Raw genomic sequence first — 21,229 nt, forward strand, 5'->3', positions numbered from 1 at the left:
GGCCGGGATGGGCACGGGCGTCGGCACGACCGCGGGCTGGGGTAGGCCGGCCAGGCCGGCCAGCCCGGCGAACGCGCCTACGGCACCGAAGGGAGCGGCCACGACAAGGAGCGCGGGAGCGAGCAACTCGGGCTGGCTGGTGAGGATCTCGAGGATGTGCGTCGGCCAGTCGAACAGAGCGAGCTGGACCAGATATTGAAAGGCCAACGCCGGGTTGTGCACCAGGTAATAGCCGAATTGCTCGAAATCTTCCAGCAGTTCCAGCGCGCGCACCACCCAGAAGATGGGCTGCCCGGCGTTGGTGTAGGCGTCATAGTCCAGCCCGTTCACCGTGCCCTGGGCGGGGTTCCAGTTGATCCCGAAGTTCTTCAGGATGTTGGCGATGAAGTCGTTGAACGGGTTGTCGATGGTGGGGTCGTGGTCCGGATCCCCCGAGTCATCGCTTGACGCATCGGATTTCACGATCGGCGGCGCCGGATCGGGCTGCGGCGTCGACGCGACCGCCGCGCTGGACGCCGCTTGGTAGGTGGACATGGTGGTGGCGGCCTGCGTCCACATCCGCGCGTAGTCGGCCTCGTTGACCGCGATGGGAATCGTGTTGACGCCGAAAAAGTTGGTCGCCACCAGCGCCCCGTGCACGACATGGTTCGTGGCCAGTTCAGGCAGCGTGGGCATGGCGGCCAGGGCCGCGGTGTAGGCCGCCGCGGCCACCTCGTGCTGACTGGCGGCCGTCGCGCTGTCGGCACCCGACTTCGTCAGCCACGCCAGGTACGGCGCGTGCGCCACCGCGTAGGACTCACCGCTGGGCCCCTGCCACGCCCCGGCCTGCACGCCCTCTAGCAGGGTGCTCAATTCTTCTGCGGCGGAGGAATACTCGGCGCTCAGCTGCGACCAGGCACCGGCTGCCGCCAGCAGCGGACCGGGTCCCGGACCGCTGCTGAGCAACGCGGAATGCAGTTCGGGCGGCGAGGCCATCCAAATCGGGGCCGTCATCAGGCACTCCTCGGGCTGGAAGGGATACCAGACCGAGAAGCCTAATGAATATGATTGTCGTTTTCAACCGCTAACGAATCCGCCCTGCGCACTAGACCAGCGGGCGGCCCTTCTTGATCCTGCGGTCCAGGTCGTAGAGCAAGACGTTGAACGGGAACTGGCGGACGAACCGCGGCAGACACCGGTTCACCGCCGAGAGCACGGCGATCAGCCTGTCGAAGCGGCGTTGCCTGGTCGCGTCCCAGGGCAGGCGCATCTCGTCGCGGAACCGCTGCGGCAGGAAGCCCGTGGTGATCAGCAGCGCGAAATCATCGGAGAGGCGCTGCAGTCGACGCGGCAGTTTCACGCCATGAATGCGATTGGCGGCGATGGGAAACAGGTACTCCCGCACGGCGTCGTCGATGTGAACCTTGGCCAGCGATTCCTCCCAGTAGCGGTCGAACGCCGCGCGGTCGGCGGGCCACATCTTCGGCGGCACCTGCAGGGTCGTGGCCAGCGTCATGCCCTCGCGGTAATGCCGGTCGGCGTCCTCGCCCTCGAGTTCACCGATGAACATGCGATAGATGTCGACCCCGCCCTTGTACAGGCACGCCCCGACCCACAGCTGCAGCTCGGGGTCGAGAGCGTTGTACGCCACCGGGCTTTTGCTGTCCGGGGTCGAGTACACCTGCGCGTGAGCGCGATTCACCGCGCGGCGGAAGGCGTCCTTTTGGGCATCGCTGCCGTTGGTCGCCACGGCCAGGTAGGTGAAGGTGGTGCGGGCGCGCTTGATGGGATGCAGGTCGACCCGGCCGCTTTCGACGCGGCTCTCCATGACGCCGTATCCGACGCCTGGTAGCGCCAACTGCATGATCACGTTCGCCGGGCCTGCCAGCAACGCGACACCCATCAGCCCCTCGTCGATACCCAGCGTCCGCCACCGCCGGCGCCGCGGCGATCGGGGCGGATCGCTGATCCTGCGCTCGACGTGCGCCATCGACTGGTGCACCGGCTCATGGATAGCCATGCGTCAGATCCTCCCAAGGCGCCGGTCCGCTAATGTGCGAACGCTTGTTTCCTGATATTGGCCCGATCGGCCGTTAGTGTCAAGATGGTTTCCATGAGCGACACGTCCAGCGCGCGGCCGTACCGCGGAGTCGACGCCGCAGAACGCCTGGCGACCCGCCGTAACCGGCTGCTCGCCGCGGGACTGGACTTGCTCGGGGGGCAGCAGCAGAACATCTCGGCGGTCACGGTGCGCGGCGTGTGCCGCAGCGCCGGCCTGGCCGCCCGGTACTTCTACGAGAGCTTCGCCGACAAGGACGAGTTCGTGGCGTGCGTGTTCGATTGGGTCGTCGCCGAGCTGGCCGCGACCACGCAGGCGGCGGTGGCCGCGGTGCCGCCCGGCGAGCAAACCCGCGCGGGGATGGCCAACATCGTGCGGACCATCACCGACGACCCCCGCGTGGGACGCCTGCTGTTCAGCACGCAGCTGGCCGATCCGGTGATCGTGCGCAAACGCGCCGAGTCCAGCGCGCTGTTCGCCATGCTGTCCGGGCAGCACGTCGGCCACGCGCTGCAGGTTCCGGCGAACGAACGCATCAACGCCGCTGCGCATTTCGTGGTGGGCGGCGTCGGCCAGACCATCAGCGCCTGGCTGGCCGGTGACGTCCGACTCGAACCGGAGCAGCTCGTCGACCACCTGGCGGCGCTGCTCGACGAGCTCGCGGAGCCAAACCTGTACCGCCCCAACGAAACACGTGCGGGCGCCTAGCGTCCCGCGGCGAGCTCACACTCGGTTGAACGTGCGCCAGTCCGTCGTGGCGGTCAGCAAGAAATCGTCCAGCACACCCGAAATGGCCTGGCGCAACTCCTGATCGAATTCGGGCCACCCAGCTCGTAACTTAGGACCGAAACGAAGACCCGGCCGTGGACACACCCCGACAGCAAGGCCAGCGCCCCGTTGGTACGGTGCATCGTCGCGCTGGTCACGCCCGGGTACACCGACTTCATCGCGAAGCAGTCGGCCTCGCTGCCGTCCGGCCGATTCACGGCGGGATCTATGGCATTCTCCCGCGAGATCACCCGCGGTGCCGTAGCCTCTTTCCGCCAACCGGTGGCATGGCAGGCGGGTACGAAACCCTCACCGCCTCATGGGAACAGCGGCAGCTGCCAGAGCCGCATGCCGGGGCGCAGCAGCCACAACCGCGTCATGGTGAGCCGCAGGATGCGCACCGCGCTGGTGATCATGAAGATCGCCAGGGGCACCTCGATCAGCAGTGCCGTGATCACCGACAGCCAGATGTCCTTGGGTCCGGCGGTCATCAGGTCGAACCAGGCGTCGCAGAACAGCAGAACCCCGGTGGTGAAGGCGGCGAGCACCAGCAGCTGACGACGCAGGTACCCGAGCACCGCCGTCGTCAACATGAACGCCACCAGCAGCACGTCGAAGCCGACCCAGGTGATCGGCCAGTTGTGTGCGACGTAGTTCTCCGGCAGCGTCACGGACAGATACCCCAGCCACGGGATCATCGCCATGGAGCCACCGATCATCAGGCTCAGCCGGATGCGGCGCACCCGGGCCACGAACTCCGGGTCGACCACGTCGCCCAGCGGCCGCTCCAGCCGGGTGATCAATTCCCGGCGTTGCTCGGGTGTCAGCGCCGCGATCTGCGCGTCGGTCAGAATGCCGTCGGTCATCAGACCATCCTCCGGCTCGGCCCGGTCGGATCAGTGGGCGGCACCCACCAGGGGCCGGCGGTCCGCAGCGGTTCTGGGCACAGCCTTGGCATCACCGCTCTCGAATTCCTTGACCCAGCAAGCGAATTCGAGGGTGATGCCGTCGGGGTCCTGGAAATAGAACGAGCGCACGTAGACGCCGGGATGTACGGTCGCGGACACCTGCAGAGGGCTTTCGTCATGGTTGAGCACCGGCCCCACCCGCACCCCTTTGTCCTTGAGGAGTTGGCGATAGGCGTCGAATTTGTCCGCCGGCACGTGGAAGGCCAGGTGGTTCATGGTGCTGACCGCGCTGGTGATGTCGCCGATGCCCGGGATGGCGCCCGGCGACGAGATTCCGGGCACCCGGTCCGGGGCGTCGGCAAACCAGAAGAAGGCGACGCAGTCGCCGTTGCCGGCGTCAAAGAAGAAGTGCTGGCCGGCACCGCCGGGTAGATCGAGCGACTTGATCAGCGGCATGCCGAGGATATTGCTGTAGAAGTCCACGGTTTTCGCCATGTCCGAACACACCAGGGCGACATGGTTGATCCCGTCGAGTTCGAATTCCGTGTTGGTGTTGTGCGGCTTGATCATCTGGTGGCTCCCCTCGATCCCCAATTGGACTCCTGGCCAAGATCCAAATCTGAACCTAACATCAGTTTCAGTTTTGGCCCAGGGCCCAGGGGAGGTGCATAGGTGTCGACCGCGGCGTCCCCGGCTGAGCGCGACAGCCAGCCCGCCGAGCTTCCCACCCGTCGCGGCAGGCGGACGCGGGCCGCCATCGATATGGCCGCCCGGACCGTCATCGCGCGCAAAGGGGTGCTGGCCACGACCATCGCCGACATCGCCGCCGAAGCGGGCCGTTCGGCGGCGTCGTTCTACAACTACTACGACTCCAAAGAGGCGATGGTGCGTCAGTGGGCGCTGCGCTTTCGGGACGAGGCCAACGAGCGCGCGCGGTCGGTGACCCAGCACGGTTTGTCCGACCGTGACCGCGCCTACGCCGCCGCCGCCGCGCACTGGCACACCTACCGCAACCGGCTCGCGGAGGTGATCAGCGTGTCGCAGCTGGCGATGATCAACGACGACTTCGCCCAGTCTTGGGCCGAGATCTGTGAGATACCAGTCTCTTTCATCACCGAGTCGGTTCACCGAGCCCAGGGCAAGGGCCACTGTCCCGACGACGATCCGCGGCTGATCGCCGAGGCCATCGTGGCGATGTTCAACCAGTTCTGCCACCTGCAGCTCGCCGGGGCGCGTGCGTCAGAACCCGACGATCAAGCGTGCATCCGGACCCTGGCCAACATCTATTACCGGGCCATCTACGCGTCAGGAGGGCCGTTGAATTGAGTCGTCGTGCCGGTGCCGCAGTGTCCCGGGAATTCGTCGGACTGCCGTCGCCCACCGCGGGACGCACGGGCGCGGGCGGGCACCCCTGCCAAGGGCTTTATCACCGGGGGGTGGGACGCAAGCCCACGGTGGCGATGATCGCCACGCACTACCACATCGACTTCTCCGAGCACTACCTCGCCGACTACATGGCCAGTCGCGGTGTCGGGTTTTTGGGTTGGAACACCAGATTTCGCGGCTTCGAAAACAGCTTCCTGCTCGACCACGCGCTGGTCGACATCGGCGTCGGAGTGCGCTGGCTGCGCGAGGTCCAGGGAGTGGATACCGTTGTGCTGTTGGGCAATTCGGGTGGCGGCTCATTGATGGCCGCCTACCAGTCGCAGGCCGTGGACCCCAACGTCACTCCCCTGGACGGGATGCGCCCGGCGGCCGGCGTGACCGAATTGCCGCCCGCCGACGGCTACGTGGCCACCGCGGCCCATCCCGGACGCCCGGAGGTGCTCACCGCCTGGATGGACGCCGCCGTCGTCGACGAGAACGACCCCGTCGCCACCGCCGCCGACCTCGACCTGTTCAACGAGCGCAACGGCCCGCCGTATTCGCCGGAGTTCCTCGCCCGGTACCGCGACGCGCAGACCGCTCGCAACCACGCCATCACCGACTGGGCCGAGACCGAGCTCAAACGCGTTCGCGCGGCGGGCTTTTCCGACCGCCCGTTTTCGGTGATGCGGACCTGGGCCGATCCCCGGATGGTCGACCCCGGCATCGAGCCCACCAAGCGCGCGCCCAACATGTGCTACGCGGGCGTACCGGCCAAGGCGAACCGCTCGGCGCACGGCATCGCGGCGGCCTGCACGCTGCGCAACTGGCTGAGCATGTGGAGCCTGCGGGTGGCGCAGACCCGCGCCGAACCGCACCTGGCCCGGATCACCTGTCCCGCCCTGGTGATCAACGCCGAGGCCGACACCGGGGTGTTCCCCTCCGATGCCCAACGCATTTTCGGCGCGCTCGCCAGCGCCGACAAGACGCAATCCTCGGTGGACACCGACCATTACTTCACCACCCCGGGCGCACGCACCGAGCAGGCCGACATCATCGCCCAGTGGATCAATCAGCGGTGGCGCTGACGGTCTCGCGCATTTCGAAGTAGCCACCAGCCCATGTCGTCAGCCAACCGACCGGTTGTTAGCTTGGAAGATACTTGGCCGAAATGGCGTCCTGCAACGGAAGGCGACCAATGCCGATCGCGATAAATCCCGAGCATCAAGAGCTGGCCGATTCGGTGCGCTCGCTGGTGGCGCGCATTGCGCCGTCCGAGACGCTGCACGCGGCCATGGAGACCCCGCTCGAGAACCCTCCGCCGTACTGGCGGGCGGCGGCCGAGCAGGGACTGCAGGGCGTTCACCTGGCCGAATCCGTCGGCGGGCAAGGCTTCGGCATCCTCGAATTGGCCATCGTGCTGGCCGAATTCGGTTACGGGGCGGTGCCGGGTCCGTTCGTGCCGTCGGCGATCGCCAGTGCCCTGATCTCAGCGCACGACCCGGACGCGAAGCTGCTCTTTGAGCTCGCGTCCGGCGCCGAAATCGCGTCCTACGGCCTGGATTGCTGCGCGCTGACCGCCACCCGGCAGGGCAACGCGCTGGTGATCCGCGGCGAAGTCCGCGCGGTGCCCGCTGCGGGGCAGGCCACGCTGCTGGTGCTGCCGGTCGCGATCGACAGTGGCGAGGCCTGGGTCGTGCTGCGCGCCGACCAACTCGAGATTGAGCCGGTGAAGAGCCTGGATCCGCTGCGCCCCATCGCCGACGTGCGAGCCAACGCCGTCGAGGTGGGCGAGGACGTCTTGCTCACGAACCTGAGCGTGGCGACGGCGCACGCGCTGATGACGACGTTGCTGTCCGCCGAAGCCATTGGTGTGGCGCGCTGGGCGACCGACACGGCCTCGAATTACGCCAAGGTCCGCGAGCAGTTCGGCCGGCCGATCGGCCAGTTCCAGGCCATCAAGCACAAGTGCGCCGAGATGATCGCCGACACCGAGCGGGCCACCGCGGCCGTGTGGGATGCGGCTCGCGCGATCGACGAGGCCCGCGAAAACGATTGGGACACAGCGGGTTCTCATGTCGAGTTCGCCGCAGCGGTGGCGGCGACGTTGGCGCCGGCAGCCGCCCAGCGCTGCACGCAGGACTGCATTCAGGTGCACGGCGGGATCGGTTTCACCTGGGAGCACGACGCGGGCGTGTATTACCGCCGGGCCTTGATGCTGGCCGCCTCGTTCGGTCGCAGTTCGGACTACCCGCAGAAAGTCGTCGACACCGCCACCACCACCGGGATGCGTGCGGTAGACATCGATCTCGACCCCGACACCGAGAAGCTGCGGGCAGAGATCCGGGCCGAGGTCGCCGCGCTCAAGGAGATGGAGCGTGAGCAGCGCAAGGTCGCCATCGCCGAGGGCGGCTGGGTGCTGCCCTATCTGCCGAAGCCATGGGGGCGGGACGCCAGCCCGGTGGAGCAGATCATCATCGCCCAGGAGTTCACCTCCGGGCGGGTCAGGCGGCCGCAGACCGGGATCGCGACCTGGATCGTGCCGTCGATCGTGGCGTTCGGCACCGAGGAGCAAAAACAACGGTTCCTGCCGCCGACCTTCCGCGGCGAGATGATTTGGTGCCAGCTCTTTTCCGAACCGGGCGCCGGATCGGATCTGGCCGGCCTCACCACCAAGGCCACCCGCACCGACGGCGGCTGGCGCATCACAGGGCAGAAGATCTGGACCACCGCCGCGCAGTTCGCCCAGTGGGGCGCCCTACTGGCCAGGACAGACCCCAGCGCCCCGAAACACGCCGGCATCACCTACTTCCTGCTGGACATGCGCAGCGAAGGCGTCGCCGTCAAGCCACTGCGTGAGCTCACCGGCAACGCCATGTTCAACACCGTCTACATCGATGACGTGTTCGTGCCCGACGAGTGCGTGCTCGGTGAGGTGAACCGGGGTTGGGAGGTCAGCCGCAACACGCTGACCGCGGAGCGAGTGTCGATCGGGTCCAGCGAGGCCAACTTCCTTGCCACGCTGGCACAATTCGTCGAGTTCGTCCGCGACGGCCACTTCGACCAGATCGCCCAGCACCGAGCGGGCCAATTGATCGCCGAGGGCCACGCGGCCAAGGTGCTCAACCTGCGTTCGACGCTGCTGACCCTCGCCGGTGGGGATGCCATGCCGTCGGCGGCGATCTCCAAACTGTTGTCCATGCGCACGGGCCAGGGCTACGCCGAATTCGCGGTCTCGTCGTTCGGCACCGATGCCGCCATCGGTGACCCCGACCAATTGCCCGGCAAATGGGGCGAATACCTGTTGGCCAGCCGCGCCACCACGATCTACGGCGGCACCTCCGAGGTGCAACTGAACATCATCGCCGAACGGCTGCTGGGCCTACCCCGCGACCCGTAAGTCCAGCGACAGTCCCCGAACAGGGCCATGCCGACCTGACTCAGTCAGGCCGGCATGGGTCCCTCCGTACGCGGTCGGCCATCGACGAGGGTTGGCGTGTCGGCGACGGCCTGTTACCGCGCGGAGATGGTGGTCACCACCACCAGTTCCACCAGTGCTGGGGGCTCCAGTAGCCACCGCCACGGCCCCAGTTGCCGTGCCCCCAATTGCCATGTCCCCGACCATCATGGCCGCCCCATCCACGACCGCCGGGGCGATCGGGGATGAAGCCCGGTCCGCTATGCGGCCCAGCACTGGCGAAGCTCGTGATGGCTGCGGGCGCAGGAGCGGCCTGAGCCACGGGGGCGCCGCCGATGAGCAGCGCACCGGCCACGGCCCCGGCACCTATGACACCTGCGGCCGCGCCGCGTAATGATCGCCCGAAGATCATTTGAGTAATTCCTTTCGGCCAGTTGCTTTCGTTAACAAAAACGCTAGCGGGATACTTCTAAGCAAACAAGTGCAATTCGCATGTTGGTTTGTGAATTAGGCGACAATCGCGTTGGAGCGAACCTCATACCTAGCACTGATTCCGATGCGCATTTACGCAATTCAGACCTTTGTAGATACTGATTCCGAACAGTCCAACACGGAGATAATTGCAGCTCAACTGCCATCTACTGAACTACTGGGTAGCGGATAACGTATATACTGACATCAGTTTGTCCGTGTTAGCGGATTCGCTGACTAAGTGCAATTCAAGGTTGAACTCGCCTTCGTCATTCAATGCGCTATGCGGGTGGCTTATGCGCGGTCAGCTACTCTTTGCTATTTGGTACACGATCTGCGGAATGAGGCGCCGCGCACGCGGCGCAACTGCGGTTCGCGGCGCGGGGCGGCCGACCGGTCCCCGGGCGGCCCGGCGACGCGACTTACGCTGGCCTCGGTGACAGAATCAGTATTGACACAACGGCACCGAGCGCTGATTTACTGATTGGCACTCACGGAGGAAGACACCGAAGTGAACTTCAACAACAGCCACAGCGGACCCAGCGTCGGAACCTTTCGCGCCCCCAACTCGGCCGGCGGCCCGTCGGGAGACGCCGCGCCGACCGAGCGTCTCAGTCTCGGGCAGCAGGGCGGCCACCGGATCGCCGCCCAACCGGCGGCCGGCCAGCCGGGTCGCACCCAGCGGACACGTCGCACCGTCGACCTGCCGGCGGCCACTCATCGGGCCCTCGACATCTGGCAGCGGGAGGCGGCCGACCGGCTGGGAGTCGCCCGGGTGACCGGGCAGGAGGTCCTGACCGCGCTCATCGACCAGCTCCTGGTCGACCCGAAGCTCACGGCGCAGATCACTCGCGCCATCAAAGACCGCCGCTGACTCACGCAAGGCCCGAACGGGCTAGTCGACGTCCATTTCGCGCAGCTCGCGCTTGAGGATCTTGCCCGTCGGGTTGCGTGGCAGTTCGTCGAGGAAAACCACCTCACGCGGCACCTTGTAGCGGGCCAGGTGGTCGCGCACATAGTGCTTGATGGTGTCCTCGTCGAGATCGGCCCCCTCCTTCTTCACCACGAAGGCGCGCAGCCGGTGGCCCCACTCTTTGTCCTCGACGCCGATGGCGGTCGCCTCCACGACGTCCGGATGCCCCGTGATGAGGTCCTCGACCTCGGCCGGGAAGACGTTCTCGCCGCCGGAGACGATCATCTCGTCGTCGCGCCCACTGATGTAAAGCAGGCCGTTCTCGTCGAAGTAGCCGACGTCGCCCGACGACAACAGGCCATCGATGATCTGCTTCTTGCCACCCCCGGTGTAGCCCTCGAACGGGAAGGCGTTGCCGACGAAGATGCGCCCCACTTCCCCCTGCGGCAACTCTTTGCCGTTGTCGTCGTAGATCTTGACCTTCACACCCTTGACCACCGGGCCAACGGTCGAGGAATTGAATTCCAGGTGCTTGGGCTCGGCGATCGTGGCGAAGGCGATCTCCGTCGAGCCGTACATGTTGTAGATCACCGGGCCCAGGCCCTTGAGCGCCCGTTCCGCCAGCTCCGATCCGAGTGCCGAACCGGACACGAAGACGATCTTCAGTGAGGACAGGTCGGGCTTGGAGTCCATCTTCTCGACCGCGTCGAGGATGCGGGACAGCATCACCGGGACCACGACCATCGCGGTCACCTTGTACTTTTCAATGTCCTGTAGCACCAGCGGCGGCTTGAACTTGCGTCGCAGCACCAGTGTCGAGCCCAAAAACATCGCGATGGTGCCATGCAAGAAACCCAGCGCATGGAACATCGGGGCGGGCAGCGAGGTCACTTCGCCGGCCTTGAACGGCACGTGCGACAGGATTCCCCCGATCGGCGCCAGGGTCGGCGGGGTGCTGCGGTTCGCGCCCTTGGGGGTGCCGGTGGTGCCGCTGGTCAGGATGATGATCGACGAATGCTTGCTTGCCCTGGGGGCGGGCTTCTTGTCGCTGCGTTCGATCAGCTCGGCCAGCGTCTCGTCCTCGCTGCCCGACGGCTCGTCCGCATCGGGATTGGATCCCAGCGCCCGCAGCTTGCCCAGCTCCGGCGAGGCCTTGCTGACGGCCTTCGTGTACTCATCGTCGTAGATGATCAGCCTGGCGCCCTCGCGCTCCGACACCTCCTTGATCTGCGGGCCGGAGAATTCGCTGTTGAGCAGGATGATGCGGGCGCCAACCCGTGCCGCACCGAAGTAGGCGATCAAAAACCAGCGGGTGTTGCGGGCCAGGATGGCGACGCCGTCGCCGCCCTTGACGCCCTTGTCCAGCAGCCCGTGGGCCACCGCGTGCGCGGCCTCGTCGAGCTCGCGGTAGGTGAACTCGCCGTCCTCATCGATGCAGGCGGCCTTGTCGGGATGGCGCCTGGCGTTGAGCGCCGGCAGCATGCCGAACTCGCCCCACTTGTAGATGTCTGCGGCCATCGCCGCGTAGTTCTGCGGGGGCTCGATCCGGAAGGCTCCCGATTCGAAGATCTTGCGCACGTAGTGCAGTTCGGCCGAGCCCCGTTCGACGTACTGCTGAACTTTTGCGGCGGCCTGACCGGGCAGGCCGAGGAGGTTAGGCATGAAATCCACCTTATGTGACGTCCGTCTCAGTACGACCAGAAATTCCGGCGAATTAGCATGAACCACATGACCCGTCCGGTTTCGCTGGAGGTGGCTGGGCGCCAGGTCACGATCACCCATCCGGACAAGGTGGTGTTCCCCCGGGCGAGCGGCCACGAAACCTCGGCCGGCCCGCGCACCAAGCTCGATCTGGTCCACTATTACCTGTCCGTCGCCGACGGCGCGCTGCGCGGTGTGTCCGGCCGGCCGATGATCCTGAAGCGCTTCGTCAAGGGCATCACGGAAGAAGCGGTGTTCCAGAAGCGCGCCCCGGCCAAACGGCCGGACTGGATCGATGTGGCCGAATTGCGTTACGCCCGAGGCACTTCCGCCGCCGAAGCGGTGATCCACGATGCCGCGGGACTGGCCTGGGCCATCAACCTGGGCTGCGTCGACCTCAACCCGCATCCGGTGCTGGCCGACGACCTCGATCACCCTGACGAGCTGCGGGTCGACCTGGATCCGATGCCCGGGGTCTCCTGGCGGCGCATCGTGGACGTCGCGCTGGTGGCCCGCGAGGTGCTCGAGGACTACGGCCTGACCCCGTGGCCGAAGACGTCCGGATCGCGCGGCTTTCACATCTATGCCCGCATCGCGCCGCGCTGGGGGTTTCGCCAGGTGCGGCTGGCCGCGCAGACCGTTGCCCGCGAAGTCGAGCGGCGCGTACCCGACGCGGCGACCAGCCGCTGGTGGAAGGAAGAGCGCGAGGGCGTCTTCGTCGACTTCAACCAGAACGCCAAGGACCGCACGGTCGCGTCGGCCTATTCCGTGCGGGCGACACCGGACGCCCGGGTATCGACACCCCTGCAGTGGGACGAGGTCGTCGGTTGCCGACCCGAGGCGTTCACCATCGACACCGTGCCCGCCCGGTTCGCCGAACTGGGCGACCCTTGGGCGGGGATGGACGACGCTGTCGGCGAGCTCGACCGGCTGCTGGTGCTGGCCGAGGAGATGGGGCCGCCCGAGCGCGCGCCGAAAGGGTCGGGCAAGCGCGGCGGCGGAGCGGCAGGCCGGAGGCGATCCACGATGCCGCTGATCGAGATCGCCCGCACCGAGACCAAGGACGATGCGATGGCGGCGCTGGATGTCTGGCGCGACCGCTATCCGGCGGTGGCCGGCCGGCTGCAGCCGGTCGACGTGCTGGTCGACGGGATGCGTGGGCCCAGTTCGATCTGGTACCGGATCCGGATCAACCTGCAGCACGTTCCCGAAGACCAACGGCCACCCCAGGAAGAACTGATCGCCGACTACAGCCCCTGGGACGAATACGGCGGCCGGCAGAAGCCGTCCTGACGTTAGATTCCCACCCGCGTGATCGCGTTGTGCTTGCGCAGGTAGCAGTACCAGGTGACGCCGAGCAGGGCGAGGAAGAACACGATGTAGAACCGCAGCGCCGGTTCGATGCTGCCGAACTCCGATTTGGACCATGCGTAGGCCAGCGGAACCACGAACCCGCCGAACGCACCCACCGCCGAGATGACGCCCAGCGCACCGGCGGCCTGGCGGCGCATGCCCACCATGGTGTCGGGGTCGCCCCCGGCCAGCTCGCCCTTGACCTTGAAGATCCGCGAAATCATCCGGTAGGTCGAACCGTTGCCGATGCCGGTGGCGACGAACAGGAACATGAAGCTGGCGAAGAAGGCCGGCAGGTTGACCGCGTTGACCGACCACAGCGCCGCGGCCGCCCCGATCGCCAGCATCACGAAGCTGGCCGCGGTGATGCGGGCGCCGCCGATCCGGTCGGCCAGCTTGCCGCCGAGCGGGCGGATGACCGATCCGATGCCGGCACCCAGAAAGGCCCACGCCAGGGCGATGTCACCGCGTCCGAAAACCGTCTTGAGCAGGGTCGGGAACGCGGCCGAGTAGCCGATGAACGACCCGAAGGTGCCGATGTACAGCAACGACATGATCCAGGTGTCGGGGTGCCGCAGTGACTCGACCACCGGCTTCACGTCGGCCTTCGCCTCGCTGAGGTTGTTCATGAACACGAACGCGCAGACCGCGGCCACCACCGCCAGCGGCACGTAGCACAGTCCGGCGCGCGACAGCGCCATTCCGCCGCCGGCGATGACGATGGGTGGGATGACCTTTTGCACCACCGCCACGCCGATGTTGCCGCCGGCCGCGTTCAGGCCCAGCGCCCAGCCCTTGTCCTTCTCCGGATAGAAGAAGGAGATGTTGGCCATAGACGAGGCGAAGTTGCCGCCGCCGAAGCCGGCGGTCGCGGCGATCGCCACCAGGGCGCCGAACGGGATGCCGGGATGGCTCACCGCCCACGCCAGCAGCAGGCACGGGATCAACAGCAGCGCCGCGGAGATGGTCGTCCAGTTGCGGCCGCCGAAAAGCGGAACCGCGAAGGTGTAGGGCAGCCGCAGGAAGGCCCCGACGCCGCTGGGCACGGCCACCAGGCACAGAGCCTGGCTGGCGGTCAGTGCCCACCCGTTAGCGGCGGGGTGCCCATGCGCCCCGGCCGTCATCTGCACCACCACGATGCTCCACAGCATCCACACGCTGAATCCGACGTGCTCGGCGAGGATCGAGAAGATCAGGTTCCGGCGGGCGATCGGCTTGCCCGTCGTCTCCCAGAATTCGGGGTCTTCGGGCCGCCAGTCATCGATCCAATGCCGCCCCTGGCGAGACTCGCGCGGTGGCGCGGGCTGCGATATCGGGGTGATGGTCGTCGTCATCTGGTGGGACTCCTGGGTGCAGTGGGGCGCGGGCGGTGACCACTCGACGCTAGAGACGCACTGTTACCGGTCTGGGTGTGCACAGTTACGCGGGCGATACGCGGAAATCGCAACGGCCCGCACCCGTTTGTCAGAACTCTGCAATGCATGGACGTCGCGAACCCACCGCGAGGCGTTTCGGCTCGTCGAGGAAAACGGCTTCGCCGCGACCACCGTCGAACAGATCGCCGGGTCGGCCGACGTGTCGCTGAGCACCTTCTTCCGTTATTTCCCGTCCAGAGATTTCATGGACGCCGGCATGCCGCTGGGCTAAGGCGCTCAACAGCGCGGCGATGCATTCGTGCGGGCGGAACGCGATACTCTCACGCGATGCGACAGCGATGGAATCGGCGGGGATTCTTGCAGCTCGCAGGCGCTGCCGGGGTTGCCGCGATCGGCGGTGCGACCGCGCTCTCTGAGCTCTTGGCGGGGTGCTCGTCAAGCAAACCGGCTCCGGGAGCCACCCCGGGGTCGGTGACGGTCTCCCACCTGTTCGGTCAGACCGTCATCAAAGAAGCACCCAAGCGCGTCGTCAGCGCGGGCTACACCGAGCAGGACGACCTGCTCGCGGTCGGAGTGGTGCCGATCGCGGTGACCAACTGGTTCGGCGACCAACCGTCCGCGGTCTGGCCGTGGGCCGCGCCCAAGCTCGGCGGGGCGCAGCCGACGGTGCTGAACCTGGACAACGGCATTCCCGTCGACCAGATCGCCGGTCTGAAACCGGATTTGATCGTGGCCGTCAACGCCGGCCTGGACGCCGACAGCTATCAGAAGCTGTCCGCGATCGCCCCGACCGTCGCCCAGTCGGACGGCGACGCCTTTTTCGAGCCGTGGAAGGAGCAGGCCACCACCGTCGGGCAGGCGGTCTTCAAGGCCGACCAGATGAAGTCGTTGATCGACGGCGTCGACCAGAAGTTCACCGACATCGGCAAGAAGAATCCGCAATGGGCCGGCAAGAAGGCGCTGCTGATGCACGGCGCGCTGTGGCAGGGCACCGTCGTCGCCACCGTGGCGGGCTGGCGGACGGACTTTTTGAACCAGATGGGCCTGGTCATCTCCGACAGCATCAAACCCTTCGGCACCGATCAGCACGCCGTCATCCCGCGCGATCACATCAAGGCGGTGCTCGATTCCGCCGACGTGGTGATCTGGACGACCCAGGCGCCGGACGACCAGAAGGCGATCCTGGCCGACCCGGAGGTGGCCGGGTCCCTGACCACCGCGCAGAACCGGCACATCTTCACCACCAAGGACCAGGCCGGCGCCATCGCGTTCGCGTCGCCGCTGAGCTACCCCGTCATCGCCGACCAGCTGCCCCCGCTGATCACCAAGATCATCGGGTAGCCAGGCGGGCGGCGCGGCTGTTTGAGCGTTTGCTAAGGCAGCTCTGGCAGTGCTCGAAAATCCGTCGGCCGCCCCTCGCACAGGCCCCGATCCCGGGGTTACCGTCGAGTAATGAGCGTGATGGATCTTAGCGGCGACCTGGCCCACAACCTGCCGACGGAGCTGGTCGGCAACACCGTCGTGGACTACGGCGACCGCGCGCTGATGGTGCAATGCGGCAGTACCGCTGAGGTATTGGCGTGGGCGGACGCGCTGCACGCCGCAGCGCTGCCGGGGGTGGTCGACGTCGTCCCGGCCGCGCGCACCGTGCTGGTGAAGCTGGACGGTCCCCGCAATCAGGGAGTCATCCGTCAGCGGCTGCGCAAGATGCGCGTCGAGCCCGCCCCGGGCGCCGCCGCGCAGGGCCGCGCCGACGTGGTCATCGACGTCGTCTACGACGGCCCGGACCTGGCCGAGGTCGCCGACCGCACCGGGCTGACCGTCGCGGCGGTGATCGACGCCCACACCGCCACGCCGTGGCGGGTCGGATTCAGTGGATTCGCACCAGGTTTCGCGTATCTGGTCGACGGCGATCCGCGCTTGCGGGTGCCGCGTCGTCCCGAGCCGAGGACATCGGTGCCCGCCGGCTCCGTGGGCCTCGCCGGTGAATTCAGCGCGGTCTATCCGCGTCAGTCCCCCGGTGGGTGGCAACTCATCGGCCACACCGACGCGGTGCTGTGGGATCTGAAGCGAAAAAACCCGGCGTTGTTGACGCAGGGCATGTGGGTGCAATTCCGGGCCGTTTAGCGCGTGATTCGCCACCATAGCTAAGGAGATACCCGTGCCGATTTTGGAGATCCTGCGCACCGGACCGTTGGCCGTCATCCAAGACCTCGGTCGCCCGGGCCTGGCCCACTTGGGGGTGAGCCGATCCGGAGCCGCCGACCGGCGCGCGCACAAGTTGGCCAACCGGCTGGTGGCCAACCCCGATGACCGCGCCACCGTCGAAGTGACGTTCGGCGGTTTCGCGGCCCGGGTCACCGGTGGTGATGTGGACATCGCTGTGACGGGTGCCGACGCCGACCCCACCGTCAACGGAATCAAATTCGGCACCAACAGCATTCACCATGTGCGAGATGGCGAGGTGATTTCGCTGGGCGTGCCCCGTGCGGGGCTGCGCAGCTATCTGGCGATCCGCGGCGGCATCTGCGTACCGCCGGTGCTGGGGTCGCGCAGCTACGACGTGATGTCGGCCATCGGCCCGGCGCCGCTGCGCAGCGGCGACCGCCTACCGATCGGCGAGCACACCGACGCCTATCCAGAAGTGGACCAGGCGCCGGTCGCGGCCATCACCGACCATGTCGTCGAGCTGTCCGTGGTGCCCGGGCCCCGCGACGACTGGTTCGTCGATCCCGACGCCCTGGTGCACACCGATTGGGTGGCCTCGGACCGCAGCGACCGGGTGGGGATGCGGCTGACCGGCCGGCCGCTGCAGCACTGCTACCCGGACCGGCAGCTGCCCAGCGAGGGTGCCACCCGCGGCGCAATCCAGGTGCCGCCCAACGGTTTACCGGTGATCCTGGGTCCCGACCACCCCGTCACCGGCGGCTATCCGGTGATCGGCGTGGTGGTCGACGAGGACGTCGACAAGATCGCCCAGGTGCGACCCGGGCAGACGGTGCGACTGCACTGGGCGCGGCCCCGGTCGCTGGTGGGCGCCCAGTCCGGCGCCGCGAGTTGGCCGTTCTCCTAACTTGCTTCGGCCGCCGATCTGCCGGCGGCGCCCATTCAAAGCCGATGCACCGCGGCTGCGCGAACTGATTGCCCCTCAGGCATTTACCAGATAACTGGTAAACAACTAACAGGCGATATCGGCCCGTTTCGGTTGACCCGTTCGCGTCGTAAATGTGAGCATCGGACCATACGGCGGGGCATGCCCTGCCATTCGGGGCGCCCAAGCGTCGAAAGCCAGTCTCCGAACCGCTTTCCCGATACCGGGCAAGCGCGGCGACCCCTGGCGCGGCGGCGGCCGGATGCGGCGGATCGTGGAGCCTGACGAGAGGGATCTGTATGCACGCCAGCCGGCGCGATGTCGTTGCGGCACACGAGATTTCCACAGCACGAGGACGCGCATGAGCGCCATGGCGAAGAAAGGTGACGATCGCGTGGGCCGTAACCACCGCATCGCGGACTGGAATCCGGAGGACACGGCGGCCTGGGAGGCGGGCAACAACAAGATCGCCCGGCGCAACCTGCTGTGCACCATCGCCGGTGACCACGTGGCGTTTTCCATCTGGACCCTGTGGCCCGTCATGGCGCTGTTCATGCCGGGCTCGGTCTACGGCTTCTCCGCGGGCGACAAGCTGCTGCTGGGCGCGATCGCCACCCTGGTCGGTGGTTGCGCCCGGATCCCCTATACCTTGGGCATCGCCGCCTTCGGCGGCCGCAACTGGACGACGTTGTCGGCCTTCGTGTTGCTCATCCCGACGGCCGGCACCATCGTGTTGCTGGCCAATCCCGGTGTGCCGCTGTGGCCGTTCGTGCTGTGCGCCGCCCTGACGGGCCTGGGGGGTGGCAACTACGCGGCCTCGCTGGCCAACGTCAACGCCTTTTACCCGCAGCGACTCAAGGGCGCCGCGATGGCCGTCAACGCCGGCGTCGCCAATCTAGGGGTGGCGGTGATCCAGTTGGTCGCCCTGCTGGTGCTGGCCACCGCCGGCCACGAGGCGCCGTACTGGGTGTGCGCGGTGTACCTGGTCTTGCTGGTCATCGTCGGCATTGCGGCCACCGTGTTCATGGACAACGTCAACCACGGCACCCAGCTGAGCACCATGGGCTCGATCCTGTTCGAGCGCGACACGCACGTCATCTCGCTGCTCTACATCGCCACCTTCGGTTCCTGGATCGGCTTTTCCTTCGCCTTCGGGCAGGTGATGCAGGTCAACTTCGCCGAAAGCGGGGAGAGCGCCAAGCATGCGGCGCTGCACGCCGCGCAGCTGGCCTTCCTCGGGCCGCTGCTGGGCTCGCTGGCGCGCATCTACGGTGGCCGGCTCTCCGACCGCATCGGCGGCAGCCGCGTCACCCTGGGCGTCCTCGCCGGGATGACCCTGAGCGCCGTGCTCCTGGTCGCCGTCAGCACCTTCGACGACCACCACGCCGCAGCGCACTCCACCAGCATGATCGGCTACGTCATCGGCTTCATGGTGTTGTTCATCCTGTCCGGCATGGGCAACGGCTCGGTGTTCAAGCTGATCCCGTCGGTGTACGAGGCGCGCAGCCGCTCCCTGGACGCGAGCGAGGACGAACGTCGTCATTGGGCCCGCGCGAAATCCGGATCGCTGATCGGCATCTGTTCGGCCGTCGGGGCATTCGGCGGCGTGGGAATCAACCTGGCGCTGCGCCAGTCCTACCTGAGCACCGGCACGGAAACCTCCGCGTATTGGGCGTTTATGGTCGCCTACGTGGTGACGGCACTGATGACCTGGATGGTCTATGTGCGCCGTCCCGCATCGGCCGCGGCGCTGCCCGGTCCGGTGCCGGAGACCGAAGCAGCCCGGGTGTGAGCGGACTCGCAACACGGGCAATGCCACAGCAATTGACCGGTAACGCAACGGAAACGTCGCAGGCATACACACTTCATATGGCCCCCCAACTGGCCCCACCCGACTCCGCGCCGCTGACCGGCTACCGGATCGCCGTCACATCGGCGAACCGCGCCGAGGAGCTGTGCGCGTTGCTGCGCCGCAACGGCGCGGAGGTCTCCAGTGCCGCGGCCATCAACATCATCGCGCTGCCCGAGGACGACGCACTGAAGAACCACACCGAGGCGGTGATCGCCGAACCGCCGGATATCTTGGTGGCGCACACCGGCATCGGCTTCCGTGGTTGGGTCGCCGCGGCCGACGGCTGGGGACTGGCCACCCAACTGCTGACGTCGCTGGCCAAGTCGCGGATCGTGGCCCGCGGCCCGAAGGCGACGGGGGCGTTGCGCGCCGCCGGGCTACACGAAGAGTGGTCACCCAAATCGGAGTCGTCGCGCGAAGTCCTGCGTTACCTTCTCGAATCGGATGTCACCGGCAAGCGCATCGCCGTCCAGCTGCACGGAGCGGCCGACGGTTGGGATCCGTTCCCCGAGTTCATCAACGGCCTGCGCTCGGCGGGCGCGCAGGTGGTGCCCATTCACGTATACCGCTGGAAACCAACGCCGGCCGGCGGTGACTTCGACCAGCTCGTGGCCTCGGTCGCGCGGCGCCAGTTCGACGCGGTGACCTTCACCTCCGCCCCCGCCGGTGCGGCGCTGCTGGAGCGCAGCCGCGAGTTGGGCGTCGAAGACGAACTGCTGCAAGCGCTTCGCAGCGACGTTCACGCGATGTGCGTCGGCCCGGTCACCGCGCAACCGTTGATCCGTGCCGGGATCCCCACGTCATCACCCGAGCGAATGAGGCTGGGCGCGTTGGCCCGACACATCGCCCAGGAGCTCCCGCCCCTGCGATCGTGCACCATCCGCGCGGCCGGCCACGACATCGAGATCCGCGGAACCTGCGTGCTGGTCGACGGTTCGGTGAAGTCGCTGTCAGGATCGGGCATGGCGATCCTGCGCGCGCTGGCGCAACGCCCAGGCGATGTCGTCGCGCGCAACGACCTGCTCCGGACACTGCCCGGCAACAGCAGCGACCCACACGCCGTCGATACCGCGGTGCTGCGGTTGCGAACGGCATTGGGCGACAAGAACATCGTCGCGACGGTGGTCAAGCGCGGCTACCGGTTGGCGATCGATCATCGGGAAGACTCCCCATGGCACTGATCCTGGTGGCGCACGGCACCCGCCGGGCGGGCGGCGTGGCGATGGTGGAAAACCTTGCGGCACAGGTGACTACGCTCGTGCGCAGCCCGGTGGACGTCGCCTTCGTGGACGTGGTGGGCCCCACCCCCAGCGAGGTTCTGGTGTGCGCGAAGGCGGACGACCGGCCCGCCATCGTGGTGCCCGCGTTCCTGTCGCGCGGATACCACGTCCGGGCCGACCTGCCCGCGCACGTGGCCGTCAGCGGACACCCGAACGTGCTCGTCACGCCCGCGCTGGGTCCGAGCGGTCAAATCGCCCGCATCGTCAGCAATCAGTTGGTGAAATGCGGTTGGCGTCCGGGCGATTCGGTGATCCTGGCGGCTGCGGGAACCTCGGATGACAAGGCGCGCGCGGACCTGCACACGACCGCGACGTTGTTGTCCGCGCTGACCGGATCGCGGGTGAGTCTGGCGTTTGCGGCCACCGGTGATCCGCAGGTGGCCGAGGCGGTGGATCGGGCCCGTGCCCGCCACGCCGGTGGCCGCGTCGTGGTGGCCTCATACCTGCTGGCCGACGGCCTGTTCCAACAACGGCTGCACGGCTGCGGCGCCGACCTGGTCAGCGAACCGCTGGGCACCCATCCCGGGCTGGCGCGCTTGGTCGCCAACCGGTTCCGGCGGGCCCTGCCGCCGGTGCTCGCCCCCACCGCCCGGCACGCGTCGCGCCGATCGAGCCCGCATCAGCTGGCCCGCGGTCGCACCGTGCGCTCGGTTCCGTAACGCCAAACGCCCGCGGTCAAGCCACGCCGGTGCCGG

The 21,229-nt window shown here is 67.3% G+C and carries 18 protein-coding genes and 2 pseudogenes; 13 read left to right on the top strand and 7 right to left on the bottom strand.

Annotated features, from left to right (window positions below; genetic code table 11):
- Positions 1-993, bottom strand: a 993-nt coding sequence (locus BST14_RS16815) for a PPE family protein (RefSeq protein WP_142279441.1), incomplete at its 3' end; no start/stop codon positions are given.
- 91 nt (positions 994-1,084) lie between these two features.
- On the bottom strand, positions 1,085-1,999 hold the full coding sequence (locus BST14_RS16820) for an oxygenase MpaB family protein (protein WP_083065475.1): 915 nt from the start codon (positions 1,997-1,999) through the stop codon (positions 1,085-1,087).
- An 84-nt stretch (positions 2,000-2,083) separates the two neighbouring features.
- Here BST14_RS16820 and BST14_RS16825 point away from each other — a divergent pair, with 84 nt between their 5' ends.
- Positions 2,084-2,746: a TetR/AcrR family transcriptional regulator gene (locus BST14_RS16825; RefSeq protein ID WP_083065476.1), complete on the top strand. Its 663-nt coding sequence runs from the start codon at positions 2,084-2,086 to the stop codon at positions 2,744-2,746.
- 15 nt (positions 2,747-2,761) lie between these two features.
- Here the strand turns inward: BST14_RS16825 and BST14_RS31040 are convergent.
- The 3 genes and pseudogenes from BST14_RS31040 to BST14_RS16840 all read right to left on the bottom strand — a co-directional run.
- Positions 2,762-3,057: pseudogene (locus tag BST14_RS31040) on the bottom strand (hypothetical protein); the annotation flags it as partial.
- Positions 3,058-3,123: 66 nt separating this feature from the next.
- Positions 3,124-3,672, bottom strand: a complete 549-nt coding sequence (locus BST14_RS16835; protein WP_083065477.1) for a hypothetical protein — start codon at positions 3,670-3,672, stop codon at positions 3,124-3,126.
- Positions 3,673-3,702: 30 nt separating this feature from the next.
- Positions 3,703-4,284, bottom strand: a complete 582-nt coding sequence (locus tag BST14_RS16840; protein ID WP_083065478.1) for a VOC family protein — start codon at positions 4,282-4,284, stop codon at positions 3,703-3,705.
- Between the two features lie 192 nt (positions 4,285-4,476).
- On the opposite strand from BST14_RS16840, the gene BST14_RS16845 reads away from it, so the two are divergent.
- The 4 genes from BST14_RS16845 (at position 4,477) to BST14_RS16865 (ending at position 9,842) form a co-directional block, all read left to right on the top strand.
- Complete coding sequence (locus BST14_RS16845; RefSeq protein ID WP_169926098.1) at positions 4,477-5,040, top strand: TetR/AcrR family transcriptional regulator; 564 nt, start codon at positions 4,477-4,479, stop codon at positions 5,038-5,040.
- The gene (locus BST14_RS16850; protein WP_211280741.1) at positions 5,037-6,167 is read left to right on the top strand and encodes an alpha/beta hydrolase; all 1,131 of its coding nucleotides are present in this window, start codon (positions 5,037-5,039) and stop codon (positions 6,165-6,167) included. The genes BST14_RS16845 and BST14_RS16850 overlap by 4 nt, the downstream gene beginning before the upstream one ends.
- 110 nt (positions 6,168-6,277) lie before the next feature.
- A complete protein-coding gene (locus tag BST14_RS16855) occupies positions 6,278-8,479 on the top strand; it encodes an acyl-CoA dehydrogenase family protein (RefSeq protein WP_083065483.1) in 2,202 nt (733 codons plus the stop codon).
- A 1,000-nt stretch (positions 8,480-9,479) separates the two neighbouring features.
- Complete coding sequence (locus BST14_RS16865) at positions 9,480-9,842, top strand: ATPase (RefSeq protein ID WP_083065519.1); 363 nt, start codon at positions 9,480-9,482, stop codon at positions 9,840-9,842.
- Between the two features lie 21 nt (positions 9,843-9,863).
- Here BST14_RS16865 and fadD2 read toward each other — a convergent pair whose 3' ends face one another.
- A complete protein-coding gene (gene fadD2 / locus BST14_RS16870) occupies positions 9,864-11,543 on the bottom strand; it encodes a long-chain-fatty-acid--CoA ligase FadD2 (RefSeq protein WP_083065521.1) in 1,680 nt (559 codons plus the stop codon).
- A 57-nt stretch (positions 11,544-11,600) separates the two neighbouring features.
- On the opposite strand from fadD2, the gene BST14_RS16875 reads away from it, so the two are divergent.
- Positions 11,601-12,875, top strand: coding sequence for a DNA polymerase domain-containing protein (locus tag BST14_RS16875; RefSeq protein WP_083065487.1), 1,275 nt, complete (start codon positions 11,601-11,603; stop codon positions 12,873-12,875).
- A gap of 2 nt (positions 12,876-12,877) precedes the next feature.
- Here the strand turns inward: BST14_RS16875 and BST14_RS16880 are convergent, their stop codons facing one another.
- Positions 12,878-14,269, bottom strand: a complete 1,392-nt coding sequence (locus BST14_RS16880; protein WP_083065488.1) for a NarK family nitrate/nitrite MFS transporter — start codon at positions 14,267-14,269, stop codon at positions 12,878-12,880.
- A gap of 106 nt (positions 14,270-14,375) precedes the next feature.
- Between BST14_RS16880 and BST14_RS31045 the strand changes: the two are divergent.
- From BST14_RS31045 to BST14_RS16915, 7 genes and pseudogenes are all read left to right on the top strand, one after another.
- Positions 14,376-14,552: pseudogene (locus tag BST14_RS31045) on the top strand (TetR family transcriptional regulator); the annotation flags it as partial.
- A gap of 86 nt (positions 14,553-14,638) precedes the next feature.
- Positions 14,639-15,652 carry an ABC transporter substrate-binding protein gene (locus BST14_RS16890; RefSeq protein WP_083065490.1) on the top strand — a complete coding sequence of 338 codons (1,014 nt, stop codon included), beginning with the start codon at positions 14,639-14,641 and terminating at the stop codon, positions 15,650-15,652.
- Positions 15,653-15,763: 111 nt separating this feature from the next.
- On the top strand, positions 15,764-16,438 hold the full coding sequence (locus tag BST14_RS16895) for a 5-oxoprolinase subunit B family protein (RefSeq protein ID WP_083065492.1): 675 nt from the start codon (positions 15,764-15,766) through the stop codon (positions 16,436-16,438).
- Positions 16,439-16,472: 34 nt separating this feature from the next.
- The gene (locus BST14_RS16900; protein WP_083065494.1) at positions 16,473-17,384 is read left to right on the top strand and encodes a 5-oxoprolinase/urea amidolyase family protein; all 912 of its coding nucleotides are present in this window, start codon (positions 16,473-16,475) and stop codon (positions 17,382-17,384) included.
- Positions 17,385-17,796: 412 nt separating this feature from the next.
- Positions 17,797-19,194: an MFS transporter gene (locus BST14_RS16905; protein ID WP_211280742.1), complete on the top strand. Its 1,398-nt coding sequence runs from the start codon at positions 17,797-17,799 to the stop codon at positions 19,192-19,194.
- Between the two features lie 89 nt (positions 19,195-19,283).
- Positions 19,284-20,435 (top strand): uroporphyrinogen-III synthase, encoded by a 1,152-nt coding sequence (locus BST14_RS16910; protein WP_142279442.1) that lies wholly within the window; start codon positions 19,284-19,286, stop codon positions 20,433-20,435.
- Positions 20,426-21,193, top strand: a complete 768-nt coding sequence (locus BST14_RS16915) for a sirohydrochlorin chelatase (RefSeq protein WP_083065497.1) — start codon at positions 20,426-20,428, stop codon at positions 21,191-21,193. The genes BST14_RS16910 and BST14_RS16915 overlap by 10 nt, the downstream gene beginning before the upstream one ends.
- Positions 21,194-21,229 lie beyond the last annotated feature (36 nt).

It is taken from the genome of Mycobacterium arosiense ATCC BAA-1401 = DSM 45069, from assembly GCF_002086125.1.
Taxonomy (GTDB): domain Bacteria; phylum Actinomycetota; class Actinomycetes; order Mycobacteriales; family Mycobacteriaceae; genus Mycobacterium; species Mycobacterium arosiense.

Bases quoted from the DNA above. Each gene is read 5' to 3' on its own strand.
- BST14_RS16840 (WP_083065478.1), bottom strand. From the start codon at position 4,284: ATGATCAAGCCGCACAACACCAACACGGAATTCGAACTCGACGGGATC.
- BST14_RS16895 (WP_083065492.1), top strand. From the start codon at position 15,764: ATGAGCGTGATGGATCTTAGCGGCGACCTGGCCCACAACCTGCCGACG.
- BST14_RS16855 (WP_083065483.1), top strand. From the start codon at position 6,278: ATGCCGATCGCGATAAATCCCGAGCATCAAGAGCTGGCCGATTCGGTG.
- BST14_RS16845 (WP_169926098.1), top strand. From the start codon at position 4,477: ATGGCCGCCCGGACCGTCATCGCGCGCAAAGGGGTGCTGGCCACGACC.
- fadD2 (WP_083065521.1), bottom strand. From the start codon at position 11,543: ATGCCTAACCTCCTCGGCCTGCCCGGTCAGGCCGCCGCAAAAGTTCAG.
- BST14_RS16820 (WP_083065475.1), bottom strand. From the start codon at position 1,999: ATGGCTATCCATGAGCCGGTGCACCAGTCGATGGCGCACGTCGAGCGC.
- BST14_RS16880 (WP_083065488.1), bottom strand. From the start codon at position 14,269: ATGACGACGACCATCACCCCGATATCGCAGCCCGCGCCACCGCGCGAG.
- BST14_RS16825 (WP_083065476.1), top strand. From the start codon at position 2,084: ATGGTTTCCATGAGCGACACGTCCAGCGCGCGGCCGTACCGCGGAGTC.
- BST14_RS16915 (WP_083065497.1), top strand. From the start codon at position 20,426: ATGGCACTGATCCTGGTGGCGCACGGCACCCGCCGGGCGGGCGGCGTG.
- BST14_RS16875 (WP_083065487.1), top strand. From the start codon at position 11,601: ATGAACCACATGACCCGTCCGGTTTCGCTGGAGGTGGCTGGGCGCCAG.
- BST14_RS16890 (WP_083065490.1), top strand. From the start codon at position 14,639: ATGCGACAGCGATGGAATCGGCGGGGATTCTTGCAGCTCGCAGGCGCT.
- BST14_RS16835 (WP_083065477.1), bottom strand. From the start codon at position 3,672: ATGACCGACGGCATTCTGACCGACGCGCAGATCGCGGCGCTGACACCC.